This is a genomic window from Flammeovirga sp. SubArs3 (assembly GCF_947387565.1).
Lineage (GTDB): Bacteria > Bacteroidota > Bacteroidia > Cytophagales > Flammeovirgaceae > Flammeovirga > Flammeovirga agarivorans.
This window is the reverse complement of the sequence record NZ_CANDOA010000002.1, coordinates 300,764-321,249: the sequence shown is the minus strand read 5'-3', so window position 1 is coordinate 321,249 and position 20,486 is coordinate 300,764. Positions and strand designations below refer to the sequence as shown.

Genomic DNA, 20,486 nt, shown 5'->3' with positions numbered 1-20,486 from the left:
CCCAATTACTACAATAGAAGATGTACGAAACGTTCCTTTATAATTACTAGCAGATTTAAAATATAACATACCTTAATTTCAATTTAAACCTCTATTATTTTAGTAATAGAGGTTTTTTTATGAAAAATTGTTTCTGATAAAAATTATCACTTACTTTGAATTACAAAGTACTTTTTTATGAAAGAACAAGAATACATCAACGACCTAAAAGAAATTAAGGATATCATGAATCGATCTTCGCGATTTCTATCCTTAAGTGGGCTCTCTGGAATCAGTGCTGGTTTCTGTGCATTAGTAGGTGCATATTTCGCTTATGATATACTTTATAATATAGGCTACGATAGAACTATTATCGGGCAGAAGAAAATTGATGCTTTAGTTGTTATTGGAATAGTTACTCTCTTAGCTGCTTTGGGTTCTGCTCTATTTTTCACTTTTAGAGAAGCTAAAAAGAATGGTCGAACACTATGGGATCTACAGGCAAAGAGATTGCTTATTAATATGATGATTCCTTTAGTGGCAGGTGGTGTTCTTACTTTAAGCTTAGTCGAAAAAGGCTTTATAGGTTTAGCTGCACCTCTAACTCTGATCTTTTATGGACTTGCTTTAGTCAATGCCAGTAAATATTCAGTATCTGAGCTTAGAGGAATGGGAATACTTGAGATTATCCTAGGACTACTCGCTACCCAATTTATTGGATATGGTTTATGGTTTTGGACCATCGGTTTTGGTGTATTACACATTGTCTATGGTACCTATATGTATTTTAATGCTAAAAAGTGAAGAATCTATTAAACGACTTAAATAAAGCATTCGAAAATAAAGTTCGCTTAGGAATTATGGCTGCTCTTGTCGTCAACGAGTACTTAGATTTTAATTCCTTAAAAGAGTTACTGGGTGTTACAGATGGAAACCTTGCCAGTCATTTAAAGTCTCTTGAAAAAAGCGAGTTTGTATCCGTTCGAAAAGAATTTCTTAACCGAAAGCCAAATACTAAATATTCGGCTACGGAAGAGGGGAAAACTGCCTTTACCAAACACATTAAGGCCATCGAAAGCCTATTAAAATAAAAAATTTTATCCACTTACTTTGTAATTCAAAGTACTTTTAAATACACATGAAAGTTAAAATGATTTTACCTGCTTTAGCAGAAGCTGAAAGCCCCTTTTGGAGACCTATCAAATACTCTCTTTTTCCTCCATTAGGACTGGCTACCCTTGCATCATACCTCTCTCCTGATGATGAGATCGATTTACAAGATCAACATGTTGAAACCTTAAATCTTAATGATGACCCTGATTTAGTAATCATTCAGGTATACATTACCAATGCCTATAGAGCTTACCAAATTGCAGATCATTATCGAGCCAAAGGTGCCTATGTTCTACTCGGCGGATTGCATGTAACTTCCTTACCAGAAGAGGCAGCTCCCCATGCAGATACTATTTTCCTTGGCCCTGCCGAAGAAACATTCCCTCAATTCTTAAAAGATTTCAAAGCTAAAAAACCACTAAAACGTTATGCATCATCAATAAGAACATTGGTAGGTGTTCCTCCCATCAGAAGAGATCTGATTAAAAGAAGTCGCTATTTAGTTCCCAACTCTATTGTCGTTACTAGAGGATGTCCACATCATTGTGATTTCTGTTACAAGGATGCCTTCTTCCAAGGTGGAAAAGGATTTTATACCCAAAAAGTCGACGATGCTTTAGCTGAGATAGATAGACTACCGGGAAAGCATCTTTATTTTTTAGATGATCACCTTTTAGGAAATACCAAATTTGCCAGTGAACTATTTGATGGGATGAAAGGAATGAATCGGGTGTTTCAAGGAGCAGCTACTGTAGATTCAATCCTTAGAGGAAACCTTATAGAAAAAGCGGCTGATGCTGGCTTAAGAAGTCTATTTGTCGGCTTTGAAACCTTTTCCCCAGAAAACTTAAAGCAAAGTAATAAAAAGCAAAACTTACAAAAAGATTATATCAAAGCTGTTAACCGTTTACACTCCCTCGGTATCATGATCAATGGAAGCTTCGTATTTGGATTGGATGATGATGACCAGGATGTCTTTAAAAGAACTGTTGATTGGGGGGTAAAAAATGGTATCACTACATCTACTTATCATGTACTAACGCCTTACCCAGGAACAAAACTATATGAGGATATGGACAAAAGTGGTCGAATTATCACCAAAAATTGGGACCTATATGATACTAGAAATGTAGTATATCAAACCCAAAAACTGACTGCACAAGAATTAAAAGATGGCTATGATTGGGCCTATAAAGAATTTTACTCTTGGTCTAATATTCTGAAAGGAAGTTTGAGTCATGATGCCCATAAACACAAACTAAAGCACTTTATGTATAGTGGTGGTTGGAAAAAATTTGAGCCACTTTGGAATTTTATCATCAAATCTAAAAATTTGAATACAATGTTACCTATTTTGGAATCAATATTGTCTAAGGTTAATTATACTTCGAAACACGATATCAGTGATCACATTATAACTAAAGAAAAGACAATCAAAACCAAAGCAAAACCTATTATCAAATCATCGAGACATCACAATAAAGTCTCCTAAAAACGATATCGAAAATGAAATTATTCTTTCACTTATCTATCTATTTATTAGACCTTCTCTGCTTTTTGTTTGCTCAAAAGCTAACAAGAGATATCTCTACTATTAAACAGAAATTAAAAAAATTTATTTACTCACTTTGAAATTCAAAGTACTTTATAAAAAAAAAGAAATTATGGAAAATAAACAGCAGAAACCTGTAAAAAAAGAAAAAAAATGGACGCAAAGTTCTTTAATGGTAAAAATTGGAATTATTGGGATACTTATGGTATGGCTCCTTTTACTTTCCGTCATGATACAATCTATCATTGAAGAAAGAGAAGAATTAAAAGATAGTGTCACTAGAGAAGTTTCTTCTAAATGGGCTGAGCAACAACAAATAAAAGGTCCGATTCTTACGATTCCTTTATCCATGGTAAAAACAGATAAAGAAGGTAACAAACAGGAGTATACAGAATATTGGCATGTTTTACCTGAACACCTGAAGATCAATGGAAACCTTACATCAGAAACCTTGCATAGAGGTATCTACGATGCAATTGTCTATCGATCTAAGTTGAAGCTTTCCGGAATATTTCATTTAAAGAAATATCCCAATTTTATGGGGCTAAAAAAGAGAGAACTAGACCAAGCTTTTATCACAGTTGGTATTTCTGATTTAAAAGGGATTGAGGAAGAAATTAAAGCCAATTGGAATGATGTTCATAAAAGAGCTAACCCAGGTACTAAATTATCTCAATTAGCATCAAGTGGTTTTACTATTCCTGTAAAAGTATCACAGGAACAGAAAGAATATCATTTCGATATTGAAATCGACTTACAAGGGAGTAAAAACCTCTCTTTCTTACCTGTAGGAGCCGTTACTGAAGTCGAACTTCAATCTCCTTATACAGCTCCAAGCTTCACTGGGGAATTTCTTCCTGACTTTAGAGAAGTTTCAGAAAATGGATTTATTGCCCGTTGGAAAGTACTAAAACTAAACAGAAACTTTCCTCAGATGTGGACTACCAAAGGAGTAGATTATTCTAAAAACATTAATCATTCAGATTTTGGTGTAGACCTAATAATACAGGCAGATGATTATCAAAAGTCACTACGGTCAGCAAAGTATGGTATTCTTACTATCGGACTTACATTTCTTATTTTCTTCTTAGTAGAAGTGGTCAATAAAACACAGATTCACCCATTACAATATGCAATGGTAGGAGTTGCCTTGTGCCTTTTCTATACTTTATTGGTCGCGATTTCTGAACACAGTAGTTTCAATATTGCTTTTGGTATCTCTGCTGTAGCCATTGTTTCCATGATTTCGCTATACTCGGTTACACTTTTCCATAAATGGAAACTCTCCCTAATGCTTATGACATTCCTATATGGTATCTTCAGTTTCTTATTTATTACCCTACAAATGGTAGATTATGCTCTATTAATGGGAAGTGTTGGCCTAACTGTAATACTTGGGTTAACAATGTTCTTTACAAGAAAAATTGATTGGTACCAAATCAGTTTTAAACAATAGTGCAACTCACTAAATCGCTTTTCGAATTATAGTTTGAAAAGCGATTTTTCCTTTTTCGTAAAAATATTTTTGGGTGTAAATATGAATTCAATATTTCCTTATTTATATTTGATCTAAATAAAAATAATGGATTAGATATGTGCAGAACAAAAGATTTATACTACGACGAGGATTTAATGATTAGCCAATGTATTGACTGTAAAAGAATTGGTCTACAACTGAATAACATTCTAATGAATTTTACAGTAAAAGAGTTCAAGAAGTACACTCATAAGCTATCAATTGTAAAGTTTGATGAAAACGCTTATGATTTTGAAGGAGAGAGTCCAAAAATTATATTAAAAACGGACGATAAGAAAATTAATTACTGTCTTGACTACCAAGAATTTGATCAATTAAGAACTGGTTGCCAAATGTCGATGCTTATGCTAGATACTGAGGAAATTTTGAGCCAAATCTAATACTCAAGATTAGTTGTTCGAGTCCTATTTTGAAATAGTAATTATTGAAAAGGTTAATTATTTAAAACACCCTTAACTTACTACCTTCAGTTCATCACTAAACCCAAATATAAATGAACTGGAACGCTCAACTTTACAATGATAAGCATGCATTCGTCTATGCTTATGGTAGCTCATTATTAGAATTATTAGCACCTCAACCACATGAAAGCATTTTAGATGTAGGTTGTGGCTCGGGGCAACTAACGGCTGAAATCAAAGAAAAAGCACAACATGTTGTCGGATTCGATTACTCTGAAAGCATGATAGAGGATGCAAAAGAAAGACATCCTGATATCGACTTCTATGTAAAAGATGCCAGCAACTTTTCATTTGATGAATCATTTGATGCTGTATTTTCAAACGCTGCACTACATTGGGTATTACAGCCTCAAGAAGCAGCTGAATGTATGTATAAAGCATTAAAACCTCAAGGTCGCTTTGTCATAGAAATGGGTGGAAAAGACAATGTTGCCACAATTGTCGATCAACTTCGCGCTTCCTTATTAAAGAGAGGGTATACTACACAAGCTCAAAAAAGAGTATGGTTTTTCCCTTCAGTAGCAGAATACGCAAAGATCTTAGAAGATGTAGGGTTTCGAATAAAAAGTATCGAACACTACGATCGTCCAACGGCCTTAGCAGATGAACAAACAGGTGTAAAAGATTGGCTAAGTATGTTTGGTAAGTCATTCTTTGAAGAAGTTCCTGAGGCTATCCAAGAAGAAGTAAAATCAGAAGTACAAGAAAATGTAAAAGCTCAATTCCTAAAAGACGGTATCTGGTATGCTGACTACAAAAGGCTTAGAGTTTTTGCTGTCAAAGAATAATACAGGAGAGGCTGAAGTAATTCAGCCTCTTTTTTCATTTAGAACTACTTGAAAATAAAATTCCGAGGTTCAACTTTTATGCATAATTGTTCAATTCATCCAACGGTGTTTTTCATGACCTTTGTACTACATCAAAAGAAAAAATTATGAAAAAGTTTATGCTAATTATCTTATTCCCTATTACGTTATTTTCATGTAGTGATGACAGTTCAGAAGTAGAACCTGTTGATCCTGGTTATGAAAACCCCAATTATAATGTTGATGCAGGCTATGGTAATTCTCCATCAACCATAGATCCCGGTTATGGAAATGATTTCGGAGAATAAATAAAAACCTAATCATGGCTATTATTATAGAAAGTCATGATTAGGTTCTTTTTTTTATCTACCCTATTCTATTTTTTCAAGTTCTCGTTTTTTGATAAGGTCTTTTTCCAACTTTTTGATGGACCAATTATCAGTGATGATCGGTATCTTTTCAGGCTCGTCTGATATGGCTTTGGCTGTAAGTAGACCGGATGTAACCGCACCTTCTACAAAACCTGCATTCATCCCATTCTGAATCCAATCTCCGGTAACGAATAAATTTTCAAAATCTGTATCGTTAGTCTTGATTCTATATTTCGAAGAATTCACCGCAGATAAAACATACCTTTCAGAAGGATCTATATTTACTCTCGTATAAATAGAATGTATACGCTCTTCCGCTACTCGATCTTGTAAATCCACTAAAGCATCCCAATTAAAATTACCCTCGTCATCATATAATGAAGGAATTAAGTGAGATAAGTGTTTTTCAATATATTCTCGACAATTTTCTAATCCTCTTAATTTTTCTCTTCTCGGAAAATCATGGTCATCAAAGGATGGAATATGTTCAGCATCTGAAAATACACCACAAGAATAAGCAACATATTTGGGGTCATGAGATGTTGGCCAATCCTCTTTATCTAAGACTTGATTCATCGCACAAAAAGTATCTACAGGCTCTACATAAGCTGACTGTAATTTATCCTCTTCGATACCCAATTCCTCTGCAGATTGATTAAACCAATATTGATAAGCTTGAGTTTGTACAGTTTTGATACTCTCTATCATTTTCGACCATTTTTCACTGTGGTCTAACAACTCTTTTGCTACATGCGGAACCGTTCCTACAGAAAACCCAAAGATAACATCGTCAAAATCTTCACCCTTTTTTAAGATGATGGTTTCTCTATCTTCCCATTCTGTCCAACAAGATTCTAAATGAATATTTTTTTCTTTTAGCTCCTCCGCTTCTTCGTCTACTATCTGATCATAAAGTGGACGACTTGGCCAACAATCTAATCCTTTAACATTGACCAAAGGTGAATATTCATCCGTTTTTAATGTTACCTGTCTTCCTAAAACTATTCGTTCAATAGAGGTCTTATCATCAGATAAAGAGACATCTCTTACTGCATGGAAAAACTTAAATATATCTTTTTTCTTCTGTACCAAATCCTCATAAAATGGAGAGAAAATAACATCTCCCATTCCTGCATTCATTCTCCAAACCACACTTTCTTTGCAGGTAAATAGTAACCTTAAGAAAATATTAAGAATGGTTCCTGCTTCAACATTGGGTTCATCAGGGTTACCTTTTAGAAAAGAGAAGGGACCGTCGTACATACTTCTAACGATAGGAGAACCTACTGTTAATGTTCTATCTGCACCATGCTTTTCAAGCCATTCACCATAATCAATATCATTAATTGCCTCAAAATCGAAGTGTAATTCATCATTATTAATTGTGATCACCTGATCTTTGACCATTCCTTTCAACAAGGATAAACCCAAGTCGATTGCCATCCAAGCTCTTCGTCCTACATCATTCTGTTGAGTCGCTTTACCTATGTTTTTCCAGATAAAGTTTTTTAATTTATCCCAGTGTGTGAAAACGTAATCAATTTCTTCTTCTCGACGATATTGTAGTTCCTTGCTATCAATCGTTTTGATAAAATTCTTTCTAACATTATCTATAATATCGTCATCCAATCGACTCAGTCGTTGTCGCAGCTTACTAATAAAATCTTTCTTCGAAGCAGTGACTCTAGTCTCTTTCCAAAACACTACTTTTAAAAGTTGATCAATGACTTTCTGTGTCCATTTCTTATTCTGATTTTCTAGTAAGTAGCCTTCTAGCCATTCGATAAAAAGGTCAATCACAAAATCAGAGATAGATGCGATAACGTTTTCGACAGAAGGGAGTTCTCCATCTCCCACTTTTCCAGGTAATTTAGGGAAGGGTACTTTCCAATCCACCCATTTATCTTTTACCTGTTCTGTAAAAATAAAATAATCCTGTTGACTAAAGGCTTTATCAAATGAAGACAATGGAGCACTTTTATCTCTATTCAAACCTTTATAAACATCCTTGATAAGACGGAAAGCGTTTTCATAAAACCCCATCCACAGGTGTAGGCCATGTTCTTCAATTCTATACCCTGCCTCAGGATTTACTCCACTTGCTCCTTTACCACCAATTCTCCAACCTAACTGGTAAATAGTAATATCATACTTCTCTTTCCAATTGGGTTCTTGCATTAATGTGTAAACGGTTGTCATAGCACTTAAGCCTCCACCGAGTACAGCGATTCTTCTTGGTTTTCCCATAATTGTTCTTGGTCTGAGTTCGTTTGAATGTTTTTGAAAAGGATGATATATGCTATATCTAAAGCAAAGGATATGATTCCTAAAGTGAGTAAGAAATAGGCATCAGGCCATTGGAAAAAGGCAGCGAGTACAATAATCGATGTTCCAATACACTTTAAAACTGCTACAACAAATGAAAATCCTTTTCCTCTAAGATTTAGATTAAAAAGCATTTGATGTATATACAAGCCCGACATCACTACATTAATCATTAAAGCAGAAGTAATCCCTAAAGGATTGTCATCATTTACTTTACCAAAAGAATAAACAATAAAGAACCATGAGACTAATGATACCAAGTAAGTCCAACGAAAGTTCTTTCTCAGACTATCCAATGGAAACTGTTTGTACCCATATTTCAGCATCGTAACATTAATGATCAGATCGAGAATAAACCAAACCTTTATTCCTAAGATAAAAACATCACCTAATTCGGGGGTGAATATATATCCCCAGATAAATTCCCAAACAAGATTTGCGGGACCCACCAAGAGTGGCATTTCATTGATTTTGTTCTTGTAAATACCTTTAATAATAAAAACGTAGGCTGTGACCCAACTTAAATAGCCTGCCAAAAAAAGATTAAGAACAAGATGAGAGTAGCCTAGATTATCAATAGCATTGAAGTACCAATCTAGAAAATAGTTTACAAAATACATAAGTCGTAAGATTGAAAGAAAGTTACTTTAAAAAGTGAGTTTACAATAGTTGATCTAAAAAATATAGCATTTAAAAGTATAGCTAATACACTAAGGTAATAAAAAGAAATATAAATTATATTACTTAAAACAATACATAATTATTAAGTTTTAATATCTTCATCTTAATAAAGATACATCAAATTTAACAAGCTATTGTAACTATGAATAAAGCAAGTCTTTGGGGACATTGCGATGCTATTCTCGCGGCAACTTCTCTTCCTAAAAAAATTCTGAGGAAACTTCTCCCTGATACTATAGATTTCACATCACAAAACTATACTTCTGGAGACGATCATCCAGTAATTTATATGTTCAATGAACAGGTTATACATATCTTTTTCTCATTTTTTAAAGTGAAGTACAAAGAGATGATTCCATTGATTCCCTTTGTTCACTTTAAAGACAATCCCTCTGTTAATTACCAAACCTCTCCAATATTATATGTTGATAGTTTATTGATTGTCTTTGGAGGACAGGTAATGTGGCACCTCAATAAAGTGATTGGAAAATTTATGGGTACTTCAGAAATACAGCATTTTTCGAAGATGAAATATCTTAGTCATAAGGTTTTTCGAGAAAATATTGAAACCATAACCATGACTGCTACCCCAACTGGTGAAGTAGGAACCATTGATGATTTTCCCTACTGCAAACAGCTTAGTGAACTATGGCATACAGGAGCTATTATTAATAATGAAACCACTTTTTGGACAGCTAGATATGAAGTTATTGATAAAAGTGTTCAAGGTGCTGCCGTTAATATCCAAGTAAAAGATATTGAAGGTTTACCATCACAAACTTTGGATATACCACCTATTCAAGAAAATATTTTAGGAGGATTTCAACTTACTTTCGATTGGAAGTTATGGTGGCCTAAAAAATATCAACCTATTCAGAAGAAAGAAAACACTGAACTTTTAGAAGAATTATCCTCATAAATGAACGAAAAAAAGTATTTGCAGTGTTGATGTAACGAAGTTTTTATATGCTAATCACTTAAACACATATCATCTTGAAACACTTAATCGTTTATTCTCACCTTAACCCTGAGAGTTTTACTAAAGCCATTGTCGATGAAATAGAAAAGAGCAGTACTGCAGCAGGCAACGAAGTAAAAGTGGTTGATTTGTACTCTATTGGATTTGATCCTGTAATGCAATTTCCAGATATACAGGGAATGTTTATGGGAGGTGATACTCCTTCAGATGTGAAAGCCCAACAAGAATTAATTACTTGGGCGGATCATTTCAGCCTGGTATTTCCATTATGGTGGGGACAAATGCCTGCGATGATGAAAGGTTATATCGATAGAGTATATGCTAGCGGTTTTGCTTTCCAATATACAGAAACAGGTGTTGACCAGAAATTAAAAGGAAAATCTGCTAAGGTTTTTGTCTGCCATGGTTCTCCAGACGAATATTATCAACAAACAGATATGCACAAAGCATTGAAGAGAGTTTTTGATGATGGTGTACTTGGATTCTGTGGTATAGATACAGACATTCATTTCTATGGAAATGTTGCCATGGGTCCTGATGAACTTCGTAAAGGTTATCTCGCCGATATTGCAAAAGTCTACTAAATCAAAAAGCCTTCGTTTCACTTAAAAAACGAAGGCTTTTTACTAATTCATCTATTCTTTCTTTATCCACAAGTACATGATGGTTGATTGGCCCTCAAAGTAGAGAAAGCTCTATTCAATTCTTTAATACTTTTCTCTGATAAATTTAACTTTGCTCCTTGTCCATTCTCTACTACGATATTTAAAAGGTCTTTAATTTCACCATTTAACAGCAATTCTTGGTCTTCACTGGCTAAGGCTAAAGGGTCAATTAAATGTCTTGCATGTAATAATTCTCCTACGAAATTTTGACGGATATAACTTAATATTTTAGTGTCCATGATAAATAAATTTTATTGATATTATATTCACTACTGTAGTATTAATACTCTCTAAAAAGACACCGTTTGTAATGATTTTTTTTCGGAAATAAATATTTTTTTCTTGATCAGGACATAAGCAATGGTGATGGCAATCGCTCTCAAAAAAGTGCTGATTGCTATAGATAGCCAAACACCGTTGATTCCAAAATCCAATGTATAGGCAAATAAGTAAGCCATAGGAACTCGAATTACAGTAAATACCACATTAATGGCAGCTGGAATTTCTGTTTTGCCTAAACCATTTACTACTCCAGTAGTAATCATCTCAATACACATCAGAAATTGAGAAATTCCGATAATTTGTAAATAACTCACAGCAATGTTCACTGCTTTCGGATCGCTTAAAAACCACTTTACAAAGAATTCAGGAAATAAGAAAAATACAGCACCCATAACTACACCAAATATACTCCCAAACTGAAGTGTAGAAATATACCCTTTCTGAATACGTTCAAATTTTTGAGCACCAAAGTTTTGTCCTGTGAAGGACAACATTGCTCCAGATAAACCATTGACCAACATGAAGGTCATCGATTCTATTTGTAATCCAATTTTTTGTGCAGCAATGGCTTCGGATCCCCAATGAGCAACAATTCTAGCCATAAAAATTCCAACCAACGTAAACATCACTCTTTGAATCGAAGGAGGAAAACCAATCTTCAATACGTTGATATAGTCTTTCAAATTAAATATCCACACACATTTACAGCCATAAAACTCTATACCAGATCTTCTCCAAAAAAGAACAAATGCTATAAACCTTGAGATAAAAGTAGCAATCGCCGCTCCTTCAACACCTAAGTCAAATCCAAACATAAAAATGGGATCTAAAATAATATTTAGTCCCACCCCAATTAGGTTAATTTTCAATGGTGTCTTGGCATCTCCTCTGGCATTGCTTACGCTCGTCATTTGTTGAATCATAAATGAGAATATCATTTCAACACCTGACCAAATAAGGTAAGCTTTGGCCATTTTCTCTACAACAGGATTATTTAATTGAAAAAAGGAAATAATATTCTCATGCTGCCAGAAGATTAGAATTTGAATGATGGCAGTTAATCCGATCACTCCAATAAATGCCTGTTGAGCCAGTTCTTGGGCTTGCTTGTTATTCTGTTTTCCGATGGATTGAGATACAATAATATTACTCCCAAATAAGAAAACTGAGATAATAGCCCAACAAAAAGACAGAAAAATGGCCATTGTACCTACCGCGGCTATGGCATCGCTTCCCAGCTGACCTACCCATAAAATATCTGCGAAATTATAGGCAAACAATAACAGAGAAGATGATACAATGGGTATCACTAAACCAACAATACTATCTTTAACGGGGCCTGTAGTAAGATCTTTTTTCATAACTTTTCACTTCTTTATTCACCCATATAGTCTGTGGTTGAAGCAAAAAGACACATTTAATCAATGAGTATTTTGGGAGTATTCAATCAATAATTCTTAATAATTAAGATAAAGACTTCTCCATTTCGATTAATCTTGAGATGGCATCTTGTACCTTTTCTCTGCTAGTAGCGATATTCATACGCATAAATAATGCACCTTCTCTACCAAACCATTTTCCAGCATTCAAAGCCAATTGAGTCTGATTCGTCACTGTTGTAAACATTGTATTGGGGTGATCAAATAATTCGCTAAAATCTAACCATAGTAGATATGTTCCCTCTAAGGGGGTGACTTTAATTTTTGATTGATTACTTACTAAAGTTTCTTTTACCAATAGGTAATTCTCTTCAATCGCTGACTTTAACGAGGCTAACCAATTTTTGGAGTTTCTATACGCCGCTTCAACAGCCACTTGAGACAATGCATTAGGTCGACCGAAATGAAGTATATCAAACTGTTTTTGGATGGTAGACCTGATTTCCTCATTTGGAATAATAGCCATGGAGTCTGAAATCCCTCCAAAGTTGAATGTTTTTCCTTCAGAAGTCACAATCACAATTTTATCGTACTCCGCTTTGTATTTTAATAATGAGGTAAAATGATGATCAAACAATATGATGTCCTTATGTATCTCATCTGAAATGATCAGTACATTATTTCTTTTACAAATGTCTATTACCTTTTTAATTTCAGCTTCAGTCCATACTCTCCCTACAGGGTTATGAGGATTAGTAAAGATGAGCACTTTGTTATTGGAATCGCTTGCTTTCTCTTCCAGGTCTTCAAAATTGATCAGATATTGCCCTTCTTGATATAATAAAGAATTACTCACTGCATTTCGTTTCTGCTTCTTAAGAATTTGCTTGAATTCAAAAAATACAGGTGTCTGAATAATCACTCCATCTCCTTCTTTGGTCAGTTGATCTATAATCACTGAGATACTTGTAGGAATCGATGGGCTATATAAAACCTCTTCTTGGTTAAGATCTATATGATATTGCTTTTGATAATATGCTTTTTGAGCTTCTTTAAATGACGAGGATAAGAACTCATAACCAAATCCAGCATTTTGAATTCGCTCTGTTAATGCTCGTTGGATCGACGGATCTGCTTGAAAATCCATATCCGCAACCCACATGGTGGTAAGGTCATCTCTGCCATATAAAGACTTTTGTAATGTTTTGTCTGTTTTGATTAATGGCAATTCCGAAAGTTTTTGATCTAAATTCATCATCTTATCTATTTTGAAGTCGAACTCTTTTTATTAGATGTATCAAAACTTTAGAAAAAGACACATCTGAATATCTAAAAAATTGATATGCTATAGTTAACTTAAAATAGCGTATCGAATACGTTCAAAATAGTAGAAAAGAATTACATGAATTGGCTTTGATTATTCTGAGTTCCTCAGTTTATCAATAATATGGCTACAAATTTTTGCTTCCTCTTCAGTGATATTATCAAAGTTCGATTTGTCTAAATGACTTTCTTCTTTATCAATTTCGGCCAATAGGTCCAATCCTGCAGGAGTAATTGATAAATACACCACTCTACGGTCATGGTCTGCTCTTTTCCTATCTACCAAACCTTTGTCTAGCAATTTATCGGAAAGGCGCGTTGCATTTGGGGCTTTTTCAATCATCAACTCTTTGATATCGTTCATTGTTACCCACTTCTCTTTTGCACCTCTTAATATTCTAAGAATATTGAATTGCTGAGGAGACAATGCATACGGTTTTAAAAAATCTACAAAACTATTTTGTAACCAATTGCTCGTATACATCATATTGGCTATAAAACGGTGTCTATCGTCTTTGAATTTTGTTTTTATTATTTCGTCGATGGTTTTCATATGCTCTTATTTCTATGCGAAAGTAAGTAATTCTTTCATTTAGTATCAAAAATAATAAAATTTTCCACATAATTATTTTCCATGTAAAATATTTTACATACATTTGAGTCATCAAAACAGAAAAACATTTTTTTATCAATATATTTTCCATGGAAAATATACCCCAGTAAATTAAATATTATGAATAAGAAACTACTCTTTCGCATCATCACTGGCCTTTTTACTGCACTAATGCTTATGAGTGCATCAATGTACATTTTCCAGTACGATGAAGTAGCAGCACCTGCTTTTGTAAAACTAGGTTTTCCTACATTTATCATCTATCCATTAGCTGTAGCAAAGGTTTTAGGCTTAGTAGCTATTTGGGCAAATTTATCTAAGAAGCTTACAGAATGGGCCTATGCAGGATTTACATTCAATACTTTGCTAGCTATTGGAGCTCATATTAATATTCATGATAATGAATACTATGCCGCATTAGTTGGATTCCTATTAATCACTTCTTCATATTACTTATATACACAATTAGAAGAAGCTAAAAATGACAATTCAGTCCCAGTAGTTCAATTATAAAAAGAGGGGTGTTTTTACACCACTCTTCCTCTTACTTTATTTTTCTATAGACCACCAAGGTTGCTACTGTCGATAAAACTGTAATCACGGAAGCAATTATCATCACCTCATCAAATGAATATAAAAATGCACGTTGATAAATATCTTGTATTTGAAGCTGTAACGATTGCTGTAAAAATTCTGGTGCTTTGGCTGCTGTAAAATTAGACGCCTCACTAAGAACTCTATCTTTTAGTCCTTGATGAAGATCTGAATCTTTTAGTTGATCACTTACTTTCGATTTAAAGGCAATTAGCCCCCAAGATCCCATAAAAGCTACTGCCAAAACATTCGCTGCTCTAGCAATTGTATTATTAATTCCAGACGCCACACCAACATGTTTCTCATCGACAGCCCCCATAACTGCAGTAGTAAGTGGAGCTGTAATAATTCCCATTCCGATACCTACCAGCAAAAAAGGAACAAAATAAGTTGAAAAGTAAGCAGAAGGCCCTGCTGTTTTTCCTGCTAATACAAACGCAGCAAACCCCAATGCTGTAATGATAGGAGCAATCAGTAATGAATTTCTAAAACCATATCTATCTACAATTTTCCCCATTGATGGGGAGATAATCGCAATACATAATATTACAGGAAGTAGAGAAAGCCCTGCCTCAATACCCGAATACCCTTGAATTTGAATCAGATTAAGAGGAACGAAAAACAAGGCTCCTCCCATAGCGGCATAGATCAGAAAAGTAATAATATTGGTTACTGAAAACACCGTTGACGAAAATAACGACAATGGCATCATCGGATGGGTGCTGTGTTTCTCTAAAAAAATAAAACCAATCATGGCAATTACTCCAAGTGTTACTGATGTAAGAACCATTGGATCAAAAATGCCATAATTTGAGGACTCTGTAAACCCATAAGTAATTCCCGCTAATCCTAAGGTCACTAAAATGGCCCCATAAATATCCAATTTCTCTGCATGAGTATTTCTACTCTCAGGAATCCTTGAATTCATTACTAATAGGATAAATACAGCAAAAGGAGTGTTCAAGAAAAAGATCGCTCTCCACCACCCTATTTCAGCTAACCAACCACCTAATATTGGTCCTAAGATACTAGTTAGTGCACTAAACATCGACCATAGACCAAATGCTCTACCTCGGTTGTCTTCATCAAACTGTGCGCTTAAAATCGATAAACTTCCTGGTGTCAATAATGCTCCTCCTATTCCTTGTACTGCTCTAGACAGTAATAAATGCATTGGGTTTACGGCAAAACCACAAGACAAAGAGGCTAAAGCAAAGATGACCAACCCTATCTGAAATATCTTATTTCGTCCATATAAATCTCCTAAAGCTCCTCCGACCATTAATAGTGAAGACAAGAAAAGCATATACCCATTAATCACCCAAAGTAATTGAGTACCAGTCATTCCTAAGTCTTTCTGGATCGCTGGCAGGGCAACATTCAAAGCAGTAGCATCAATAAAAGCCAAACTAGAAGCAATGATAGTCACTACAAGTGTCCACTTTTGAGTTTTTGAGTAGGAGTTATTCTGAGCATTCATAACTGAAATTAACTAAAAATGAGTCAAATTTATCGACTTGTCGAACTAATTATCATTCTAAATTCCAACTCTGTAGTATTATTTCTACTTTTGATACAACAACAGCAGCGGAATGTCAATCATTTCATTAAATACATTCGACCTCACCCAACTTACCATATTTAAATGTTACATGAACTAAAGGACATCGTCTACACTTCCTATCAAGCACAGCTTCAGCAAATCAAATGTGTATTGGTTTCTGTCGTTGCACTCAATGGCTCTTCATATCGTAAGCCCGGTGTACGTATGCTTTTGCTTGAAAACGGAAAAATGATTGGTGCTGTTAGTGGTGGATGTGTGGAGAACGAGATTAAAAAGCAAGCGAAAACTGTCTTTGAAACATCACAAGCGAAAATGATGGAATACGACGGTCGTTTTCGTTTAGGTTGCGAAGGAGTACTTCAAATATTAATTGAACCCTTCTATGTGGATAAAAAGAGTTTGATGGATTTTAACCTGATACTTCAAAAACGTCTCTCACTCCATACGGTAAGTTATTACTCCAATGAAAATCATCTAGAAGGAAAAAGTCACACTCGGTTTTCAACTGATCTTGGAGCTACATTCTCTCCTACTTTTGTGATTAATCCAGAAGACTATCAACAGTTTTCTCAGACATTATCGCCGGAATTTCAACTCTACATTTTTGGTACCGAACATGATAGTAAAACACTCTGTCAATATGCTTCGATTACAGGTTGGAATGTCACCATTATTGATAGTGTTCATGGTCAACATGATGTTAGTGATTTTCCTGGTGCCCAAGAGTTGATTCGATTAAATGAAGATGAAATCGAAAAGTTATCCACAGATCAACAAACCGCCATTGTGATTATGACACACAGTTTTGTGAAAGATTTGAAGTATTTACTCAAGTTATCCACAAAACCCTTCGCATATCTTGGTGTTTTAGGTGCAAAAAGGAGAAAAGAAAAATTAATCAACCAACTTTTTGAGTACTTACCAACAATTGATGTTGAATTTGTTGATAAGATTCATAGTCCATGCGGATTAGATATTGGTGCTATTACACCTCAAGAAATCAGTATTTCTATTATGGCAGAAATTCTTGCCGTTTGTAGAAATAAACAACCAATGTCTACCTCTTCTAAAATACCTGCCCATGTGTAAAGCTACACTCATATTAGCAGCCGGAGGTAGTAAACGATTACAACGCCCAAAACAATTATTAGTATGGAATGACTATACATTATTGGAGCATTGTATCAACAAAGTCACTAAAACAAACACCCATACATTTGTGGTAACAGGTGCATACCAAGATCAGGTTCATGCTGTGATTGATTCAACAGCCGCTCAACCTCTACATCACAAAAATTGGCAAAACGGTTTAGGTTCCAGTATTTCTTTTGGGGTCAACCAAATCATCCAAAAGCTACCTGAAGTACAAAAAATAATGGTTGTTTTAGCAGATATGCCTTTGGTTTCTAAATCACACCTTGAAGCATTATGGAAGGTCAGTAATCAGACAAATATTATCATCAGTCAATTTCAAGATATAAAAGGAGTACCCGCTATTTTTGATCGGTCGGTATTTCCTCAGTTATTACAATTGAGTGGAGATGAAGGAGCAAAAAGTATCATAAGAGAAAATAAAAAGAGTATTCATATTGTAGCATCAGAACAACTTTTCTTTGATGTGGATACTGAAGAGAATTATACGGAATTATTAAATATACGATAAAGCAGTTTGCTTAAGAATTATGGAAGTTACTCTGAACATTAACAAGAAAAACTACAAATTAGATGTTGATGATGGCACTCCATTATTATGGGTGCTTCGAGACGAACTCGGATTAGTAGGAACAAAATTTGGTTGTGGCATCGGTCAATGTGGAGCTTGTACAGTTCATATTGACGGAGTAGCACAACGTAGCTGTCAGACGATGGTTATTATGGCCGAAGACAAAGAAATTACCACAATTGAAGGTTTATCTGAAAATGGTGATCATCCTGTGCAAGAAGCATGGGAAGAAATAGATGTACCACAATGTGGGTATTGTCAAGGAGGTCAGATGATGACAGCTTCTGCATTACTAAAGAAGAATCCTAACCCTTCCTCTGAAGAAATTAGAATGGCCATGAATGGTAACATTTGCCGTTGTGCTTCTTATAATCGAATTGAAAAAGCAGTTGCTACTGCAGCCCAAAAAATGTCTAAATAATCATGAGTAAATCTATTAACAGAAGAAACTTCCTAAAACTCTCTCTTCTGGCAAGTGGAGGGTTACTAATTGGCGTTGGCTGCACTAGTGAGGCAGAATCGAAAATGCCAACGTCTATCGAAGACCTGGATTTCCAACACTTCAATGCTTTTATCGAAATGGCCAAAACGGGCCATGTGATTATCTACTCTCCCAACCCTGAAATCGGTCAAGGTGTAAAAACTGCAATGCCTATGATTGTAGCTGAAGAGTTGGATGTTGCTTGGGAGAATGTAACCGTAAAACAAGCTCCATTAAGTAAAGATTTCAACCGTCAGGTAGCTGGTGGTAGCCAATCAATACGACAAACTTTTCCTACTTTAAGAAATGCAGGAGCTAGTGTTAAAATGATGTTATTAACTGCTGCTGCTCAGCAGTGGAAAGTGGACGTTTCAACATGCAAAGCAGAACAAGGTGTGATCACAAACGCCAATGGTGATAAACTTAAGTATGGTGAAGTACTAGAAGCAGCAGTGAAGCTTCCTGTACCTGAAAATGCACCACTAAAGGATGCCAAAGATTTTAAACTCATTGGTACAGCTGTTAAAAATGTAGATATCAAACCTATCCTTAAAGGGCAGCCATTATATGGCGTAGACTATAGAGAGGAAGGAATGAAATACGCCGCAATTGCTAGACCTCCTTTTGGAGCTACACTAAAATCTTTTGATGATACAGAAGCCAAGAAGGTACAAGGAGTAGAACAAATTTTTTCTTTTGACAACAAAATTGCTGTCGTAGGAAAAAATACATGGGCCGTTTTCCAAGGTAAATCCAAACTTGATATTCAATGGGATAACCTCCAGTCTTCTCAAGACACAGATGTATTTGATAAGAAGATGGATGCAATTCTCAAAAAATCTAAGCTAGATGTACGTTCTAAAACGGGGAATTATGCATCGGCAAGGGCGAAAGCCGACCAACTGCTTGAAAGAACTTATGAAGCTCCTTTCTTGCCACACAATACAATGGAACCGATGAATTTCTTTGCTGATGTTACAGGAGAGAAAATTCGTTTAGTTGGACCTACACAAGTTCCTGAAAGCTCTGCAAAAACAGTAGCAAAGATGTTCAACAAAGAAGTGGAAGACGTTAGTGTGGACATGACTCGTATGGGCGGTGGCTTTGGTAGGCGTTTAAGTACTGACTTTGTTGAGGATACTGCCATGGTTTCTTCTTTAGCCAAGGCTCCTATAAAGTTAATGTACCAACGAGAAGATGATATGAGTGTTGGTCAATATAGACCAAAAGTAAAATATAAAGTTGAGGCAGCGATTAAAAATGGTAAAGTTACAGGCTACCATATTAAAGAAGCGATTGTCAACAATAGAGGAATGTCATGGGTATTACCAAAGTACTTCCCATTTGGTGCTATAGAGAACTATAAAGCAGAATCTGAAAGTGTTGATGCTGATGTAACTACTCTATGGTGGAGAGCTCCTATCACAAACTTCTTAGGGTTTGCTACAGAGTGTTTTATGGATGACTTAGCTCTTACTCTAAAGAAAGATCCTATAGACCTTCGTATGGAATTACTGGAACAGGCAAAAGGAAAAGATAAGATTCCTTACGATCCTGAGAGAATGCAGAATACAATCCAACTCGTAAAAGAAAAGTCAAACTGGGGAAAACCAAAACCTGGTATTTCTCAAGGTTTTTCATGCTACTACAGTCATAATAGTTATGTGGCAGAAGTATGTGAGATCGAAATGAAAGGCGACAAACCTGTGGCTAAGAAGGTATATGCAGCAGTAGATTGTGGTATTGTGATCAATACATCAGGGGCGAAAAACCAAATCGAAGGTGCCATTATAGATGGAATCGGCCACGCGATGTATGGTGATATGGCAATAAAAAATGGTGTTGCTCAATCACAAAACTTCGATACCTATAAATTGATTAGAATGATGGATACTCCAATAGTGGAGACTTTCTTCGTAGATAGTAATGAAGCTCCAACAGGTTTAGGTGAACCAGGTATGCCTCCTTCTAGTCCTGCATTTGCTAATGCAGTTAAGAAGGCTACTGGCAAAAGATGGTTAAAACAACCTTTTTTTGACAGTTAACAGTCTGAATAAC

The 20,486-nt window shown here is 35.2% G+C and carries 21 protein-coding genes; 14 read left to right on the top strand and 7 right to left on the bottom strand.

The genetic code is table 11. The features are described from left to right. The first annotated feature begins 177 nt into the window (after window positions 1–177). The 7 genes from QL232_RS05895 (at window position 178) to QL232_RS05865 (ending at window position 5,756) form a co-directional block, all read left to right on the top strand. Window positions 178–783: a hypothetical protein gene (locus QL232_RS05895; protein WP_281613431.1), complete on the top strand. Its 606-nt coding sequence runs from the start codon at window positions 178–180 to the stop codon at window positions 781–783. Next, window positions 780–1,070: a transcriptional regulator gene (locus tag QL232_RS05890; RefSeq protein WP_168880524.1), complete on the top strand. Its 291-nt coding sequence runs from the start codon at window positions 780–782 to the stop codon at window positions 1,068–1,070. Before QL232_RS05895 ends, QL232_RS05890 begins: the two co-directional genes overlap by 4 nt. 47 nt (window positions 1,071–1,117) lie before the next feature. Further along, window positions 1,118–2,584, top strand: a complete 1,467-nt coding sequence (locus QL232_RS05885) for a radical SAM protein (RefSeq protein WP_281613430.1) — start codon at window positions 1,118–1,120, stop codon at window positions 2,582–2,584. 172 nt (window positions 2,585–2,756) lie between these two features. Next, a complete protein-coding gene (gene creD, locus QL232_RS05880; RefSeq protein ID WP_281613429.1) occupies window positions 2,757–4,100 on the top strand; it encodes a cell envelope integrity protein CreD in 1,344 nt (447 codons plus the stop codon). A gap of 137 nt (window positions 4,101–4,237) precedes the next feature. Next, on the top strand, window positions 4,238–4,561 hold the full coding sequence (locus tag QL232_RS05875) for a DUF6686 family protein (RefSeq protein ID WP_168880522.1): 324 nt from the start codon (window positions 4,238–4,240) through the stop codon (window positions 4,559–4,561). A gap of 113 nt (window positions 4,562–4,674) precedes the next feature. Beyond that, window positions 4,675–5,430 carry a class I SAM-dependent methyltransferase gene (locus QL232_RS05870; RefSeq protein ID WP_281613428.1) on the top strand — a complete coding sequence of 252 codons (756 nt, stop codon included), beginning with the start codon at window positions 4,675–4,677 and terminating at the stop codon, window positions 5,428–5,430. A 146-nt stretch (window positions 5,431–5,576) separates the two neighbouring features. Continuing rightward, window positions 5,577–5,756: a hypothetical protein gene (locus QL232_RS05865; RefSeq protein WP_168880520.1), complete on the top strand. Its 180-nt coding sequence runs from the start codon at window positions 5,577–5,579 to the stop codon at window positions 5,754–5,756. A 63-nt stretch (window positions 5,757–5,819) separates the two neighbouring features. Here QL232_RS05865 and QL232_RS05860 read toward each other — a convergent pair whose 3' ends face one another. Beyond that, window positions 5,820–8,066, bottom strand: a complete 2,247-nt coding sequence (locus QL232_RS05860; protein WP_281613427.1) for an NAD(P)-binding protein — start codon at window positions 8,064–8,066, stop codon at window positions 5,820–5,822. Further along, window positions 8,024–8,764 (bottom strand): hypothetical protein, encoded by a 741-nt coding sequence (locus QL232_RS05855; RefSeq protein WP_281613426.1) that lies wholly within the window; start codon window positions 8,762–8,764, stop codon window positions 8,024–8,026. Before QL232_RS05855 ends, QL232_RS05860 begins: the two co-directional genes overlap by 43 nt. A gap of 203 nt (window positions 8,765–8,967) precedes the next feature. Between QL232_RS05855 and QL232_RS05850 the strand changes: the two genes are divergently transcribed. Both QL232_RS05850 and QL232_RS05845 read left to right on the top strand, forming a co-directional pair. Then, window positions 8,968–9,744, top strand: a complete 777-nt coding sequence (locus QL232_RS05850) for a hypothetical protein (protein ID WP_281613425.1) — start codon at window positions 8,968–8,970, stop codon at window positions 9,742–9,744. A 74-nt stretch (window positions 9,745–9,818) separates the two neighbouring features. Then, window positions 9,819–10,388, top strand: coding sequence for an NAD(P)H-dependent oxidoreductase (locus QL232_RS05845; RefSeq protein ID WP_281613424.1), 570 nt, complete (start codon window positions 9,819–9,821; stop codon window positions 10,386–10,388). 62 nt (window positions 10,389–10,450) lie between these two features. Here the strand turns inward: QL232_RS05845 and QL232_RS05840 are convergent, their stop codons facing one another. The 4 genes from QL232_RS05840 to QL232_RS05825 all read right to left on the bottom strand — a co-directional run bounded on the left by QL232_RS05840 (window position 10,451) and on the right by QL232_RS05825 (window position 14,006). Next, window positions 10,451–10,708, bottom strand: a complete 258-nt coding sequence (locus QL232_RS05840) for a hypothetical protein (protein ID WP_281613423.1) — start codon at window positions 10,706–10,708, stop codon at window positions 10,451–10,453. 51 nt (window positions 10,709–10,759) lie between these two features. Beyond that, window positions 10,760–12,112: an MATE family efflux transporter gene (locus QL232_RS05835; protein WP_281613422.1), complete on the bottom strand. Its 1,353-nt coding sequence runs from the start codon at window positions 12,110–12,112 to the stop codon at window positions 10,760–10,762. Between the two features lie 103 nt (window positions 12,113–12,215). Continuing rightward, window positions 12,216–13,388, bottom strand: coding sequence for a PatB family C-S lyase (locus tag QL232_RS05830; RefSeq protein WP_281613421.1), 1,173 nt, complete (start codon window positions 13,386–13,388; stop codon window positions 12,216–12,218). A gap of 159 nt (window positions 13,389–13,547) precedes the next feature. Next, on the bottom strand, window positions 13,548–14,006 hold the full coding sequence (locus tag QL232_RS05825; protein ID WP_168880512.1) for a MarR family transcriptional regulator: 459 nt from the start codon (window positions 14,004–14,006) through the stop codon (window positions 13,548–13,550). A gap of 180 nt (window positions 14,007–14,186) precedes the next feature. Here QL232_RS05825 and QL232_RS05820 point away from each other — a divergent pair, with 180 nt between their 5' ends. Next, complete coding sequence (locus tag QL232_RS05820; protein ID WP_281613420.1) at window positions 14,187–14,579, top strand: DoxX family protein; 393 nt, start codon at window positions 14,187–14,189, stop codon at window positions 14,577–14,579. A gap of 31 nt (window positions 14,580–14,610) precedes the next feature. Here QL232_RS05820 and QL232_RS05815 read toward each other — a convergent pair whose 3' ends face one another. Beyond that, window positions 14,611–16,140, bottom strand: a complete 1,530-nt coding sequence (locus QL232_RS05815) for an MFS transporter (RefSeq protein ID WP_281613419.1) — start codon at window positions 16,138–16,140, stop codon at window positions 14,611–14,613. A gap of 165 nt (window positions 16,141–16,305) precedes the next feature. Here QL232_RS05815 and QL232_RS05810 point away from each other — a divergent pair, with 165 nt between their 5' ends. Genes QL232_RS05810 through QL232_RS05795 form a run of 4 tightly spaced genes read left to right on the top strand, consistent with a single transcriptional unit; the run spans window position 16,306 to window position 20,473 of the window. After that, window positions 16,306–17,313 (top strand): XdhC/CoxI family protein, encoded by a 1,008-nt coding sequence (locus QL232_RS05810; RefSeq protein WP_281613418.1) that lies wholly within the window; start codon window positions 16,306–16,308, stop codon window positions 17,311–17,313. Continuing rightward, window positions 17,306–17,887 carry a nucleotidyltransferase family protein gene (locus QL232_RS05805; protein ID WP_281613417.1) on the top strand — a complete coding sequence of 194 codons (582 nt, stop codon included), beginning with the start codon at window positions 17,306–17,308 and terminating at the stop codon, window positions 17,885–17,887. The genes QL232_RS05810 and QL232_RS05805 overlap by 8 nt, the downstream gene beginning before the upstream one ends. Before the next feature lie 19 nt (window positions 17,888–17,906). Beyond that, entirely contained in the window at window positions 17,907–18,368 is a 462-nt protein-coding gene (locus QL232_RS05800; protein WP_168880507.1) for a (2Fe-2S)-binding protein, read from the top strand. A gap of 2 nt (window positions 18,369–18,370) precedes the next feature. Continuing rightward, complete coding sequence (locus tag QL232_RS05795) at window positions 18,371–20,473, top strand: molybdopterin cofactor-binding domain-containing protein (protein ID WP_281613416.1); 2,103 nt, start codon at window positions 18,371–18,373, stop codon at window positions 20,471–20,473. Window positions 20,474–20,486: the final 13 nt, after the last annotated feature.

Coding starts and splice junctions, on each gene's coding strand:
- QL232_RS05865 (WP_168880520.1), top strand. CDS start 5,577: ATGAAAAAGTTTATGCTAATTATCTTATTCCCTATTACGTTATTTTCA.
- QL232_RS05860 (WP_281613427.1), bottom strand. CDS start 8,066: ATGGGAAAACCAAGAAGAATCGCTGTACTCGGTGGAGGCTTAAGTGCT.
- QL232_RS05825 (WP_168880512.1), bottom strand. CDS start 14,006: ATGAAAACCATCGACGAAATAATAAAAACAAAATTCAAAGACGATAGA.
- QL232_RS05800 (WP_168880507.1), top strand. CDS start 17,907: ATGGAAGTTACTCTGAACATTAACAAGAAAAACTACAAATTAGATGTT.
- QL232_RS05820 (WP_281613420.1), top strand. CDS start 14,187: ATGAATAAGAAACTACTCTTTCGCATCATCACTGGCCTTTTTACTGCA.
- QL232_RS05850 (WP_281613425.1), top strand. CDS start 8,968: ATGAATAAAGCAAGTCTTTGGGGACATTGCGATGCTATTCTCGCGGCA.
- QL232_RS05895 (WP_281613431.1), top strand. CDS start 178: ATGAAAGAACAAGAATACATCAACGACCTAAAAGAAATTAAGGATATC.
- QL232_RS05795 (WP_281613416.1), top strand. CDS start 18,371: ATGAGTAAATCTATTAACAGAAGAAACTTCCTAAAACTCTCTCTTCTG.
- QL232_RS05835 (WP_281613422.1), bottom strand. CDS start 12,112: ATGAAAAAAGATCTTACTACAGGCCCCGTTAAAGATAGTATTGTTGGT.
- QL232_RS05830 (WP_281613421.1), bottom strand. CDS start 13,388: ATGATGAATTTAGATCAAAAACTTTCGGAATTGCCATTAATCAAAACA.
- QL232_RS05815 (WP_281613419.1), bottom strand. CDS start 16,140: ATGAATGCTCAGAATAACTCCTACTCAAAAACTCAAAAGTGGACACTT.
- QL232_RS05810 (WP_281613418.1), top strand. CDS start 16,306: ATGTTACATGAACTAAAGGACATCGTCTACACTTCCTATCAAGCACAG.
- creD (WP_281613429.1), top strand. CDS start 2,757: ATGGAAAATAAACAGCAGAAACCTGTAAAAAAAGAAAAAAAATGGACG.
- QL232_RS05875 (WP_168880522.1), top strand. CDS start 4,238: ATGTGCAGAACAAAAGATTTATACTACGACGAGGATTTAATGATTAGC.
- QL232_RS05840 (WP_281613423.1), bottom strand. CDS start 10,708: ATGGACACTAAAATATTAAGTTATATCCGTCAAAATTTCGTAGGAGAA.
- QL232_RS05805 (WP_281613417.1), top strand. CDS start 17,306: ATGTGTAAAGCTACACTCATATTAGCAGCCGGAGGTAGTAAACGATTA.
- QL232_RS05870 (WP_281613428.1), top strand. CDS start 4,675: ATGAACTGGAACGCTCAACTTTACAATGATAAGCATGCATTCGTCTAT.
- QL232_RS05855 (WP_281613426.1), bottom strand. CDS start 8,764: ATGTATTTTGTAAACTATTTTCTAGATTGGTACTTCAATGCTATTGAT.
- QL232_RS05885 (WP_281613430.1), top strand. CDS start 1,118: ATGAAAGTTAAAATGATTTTACCTGCTTTAGCAGAAGCTGAAAGCCCC.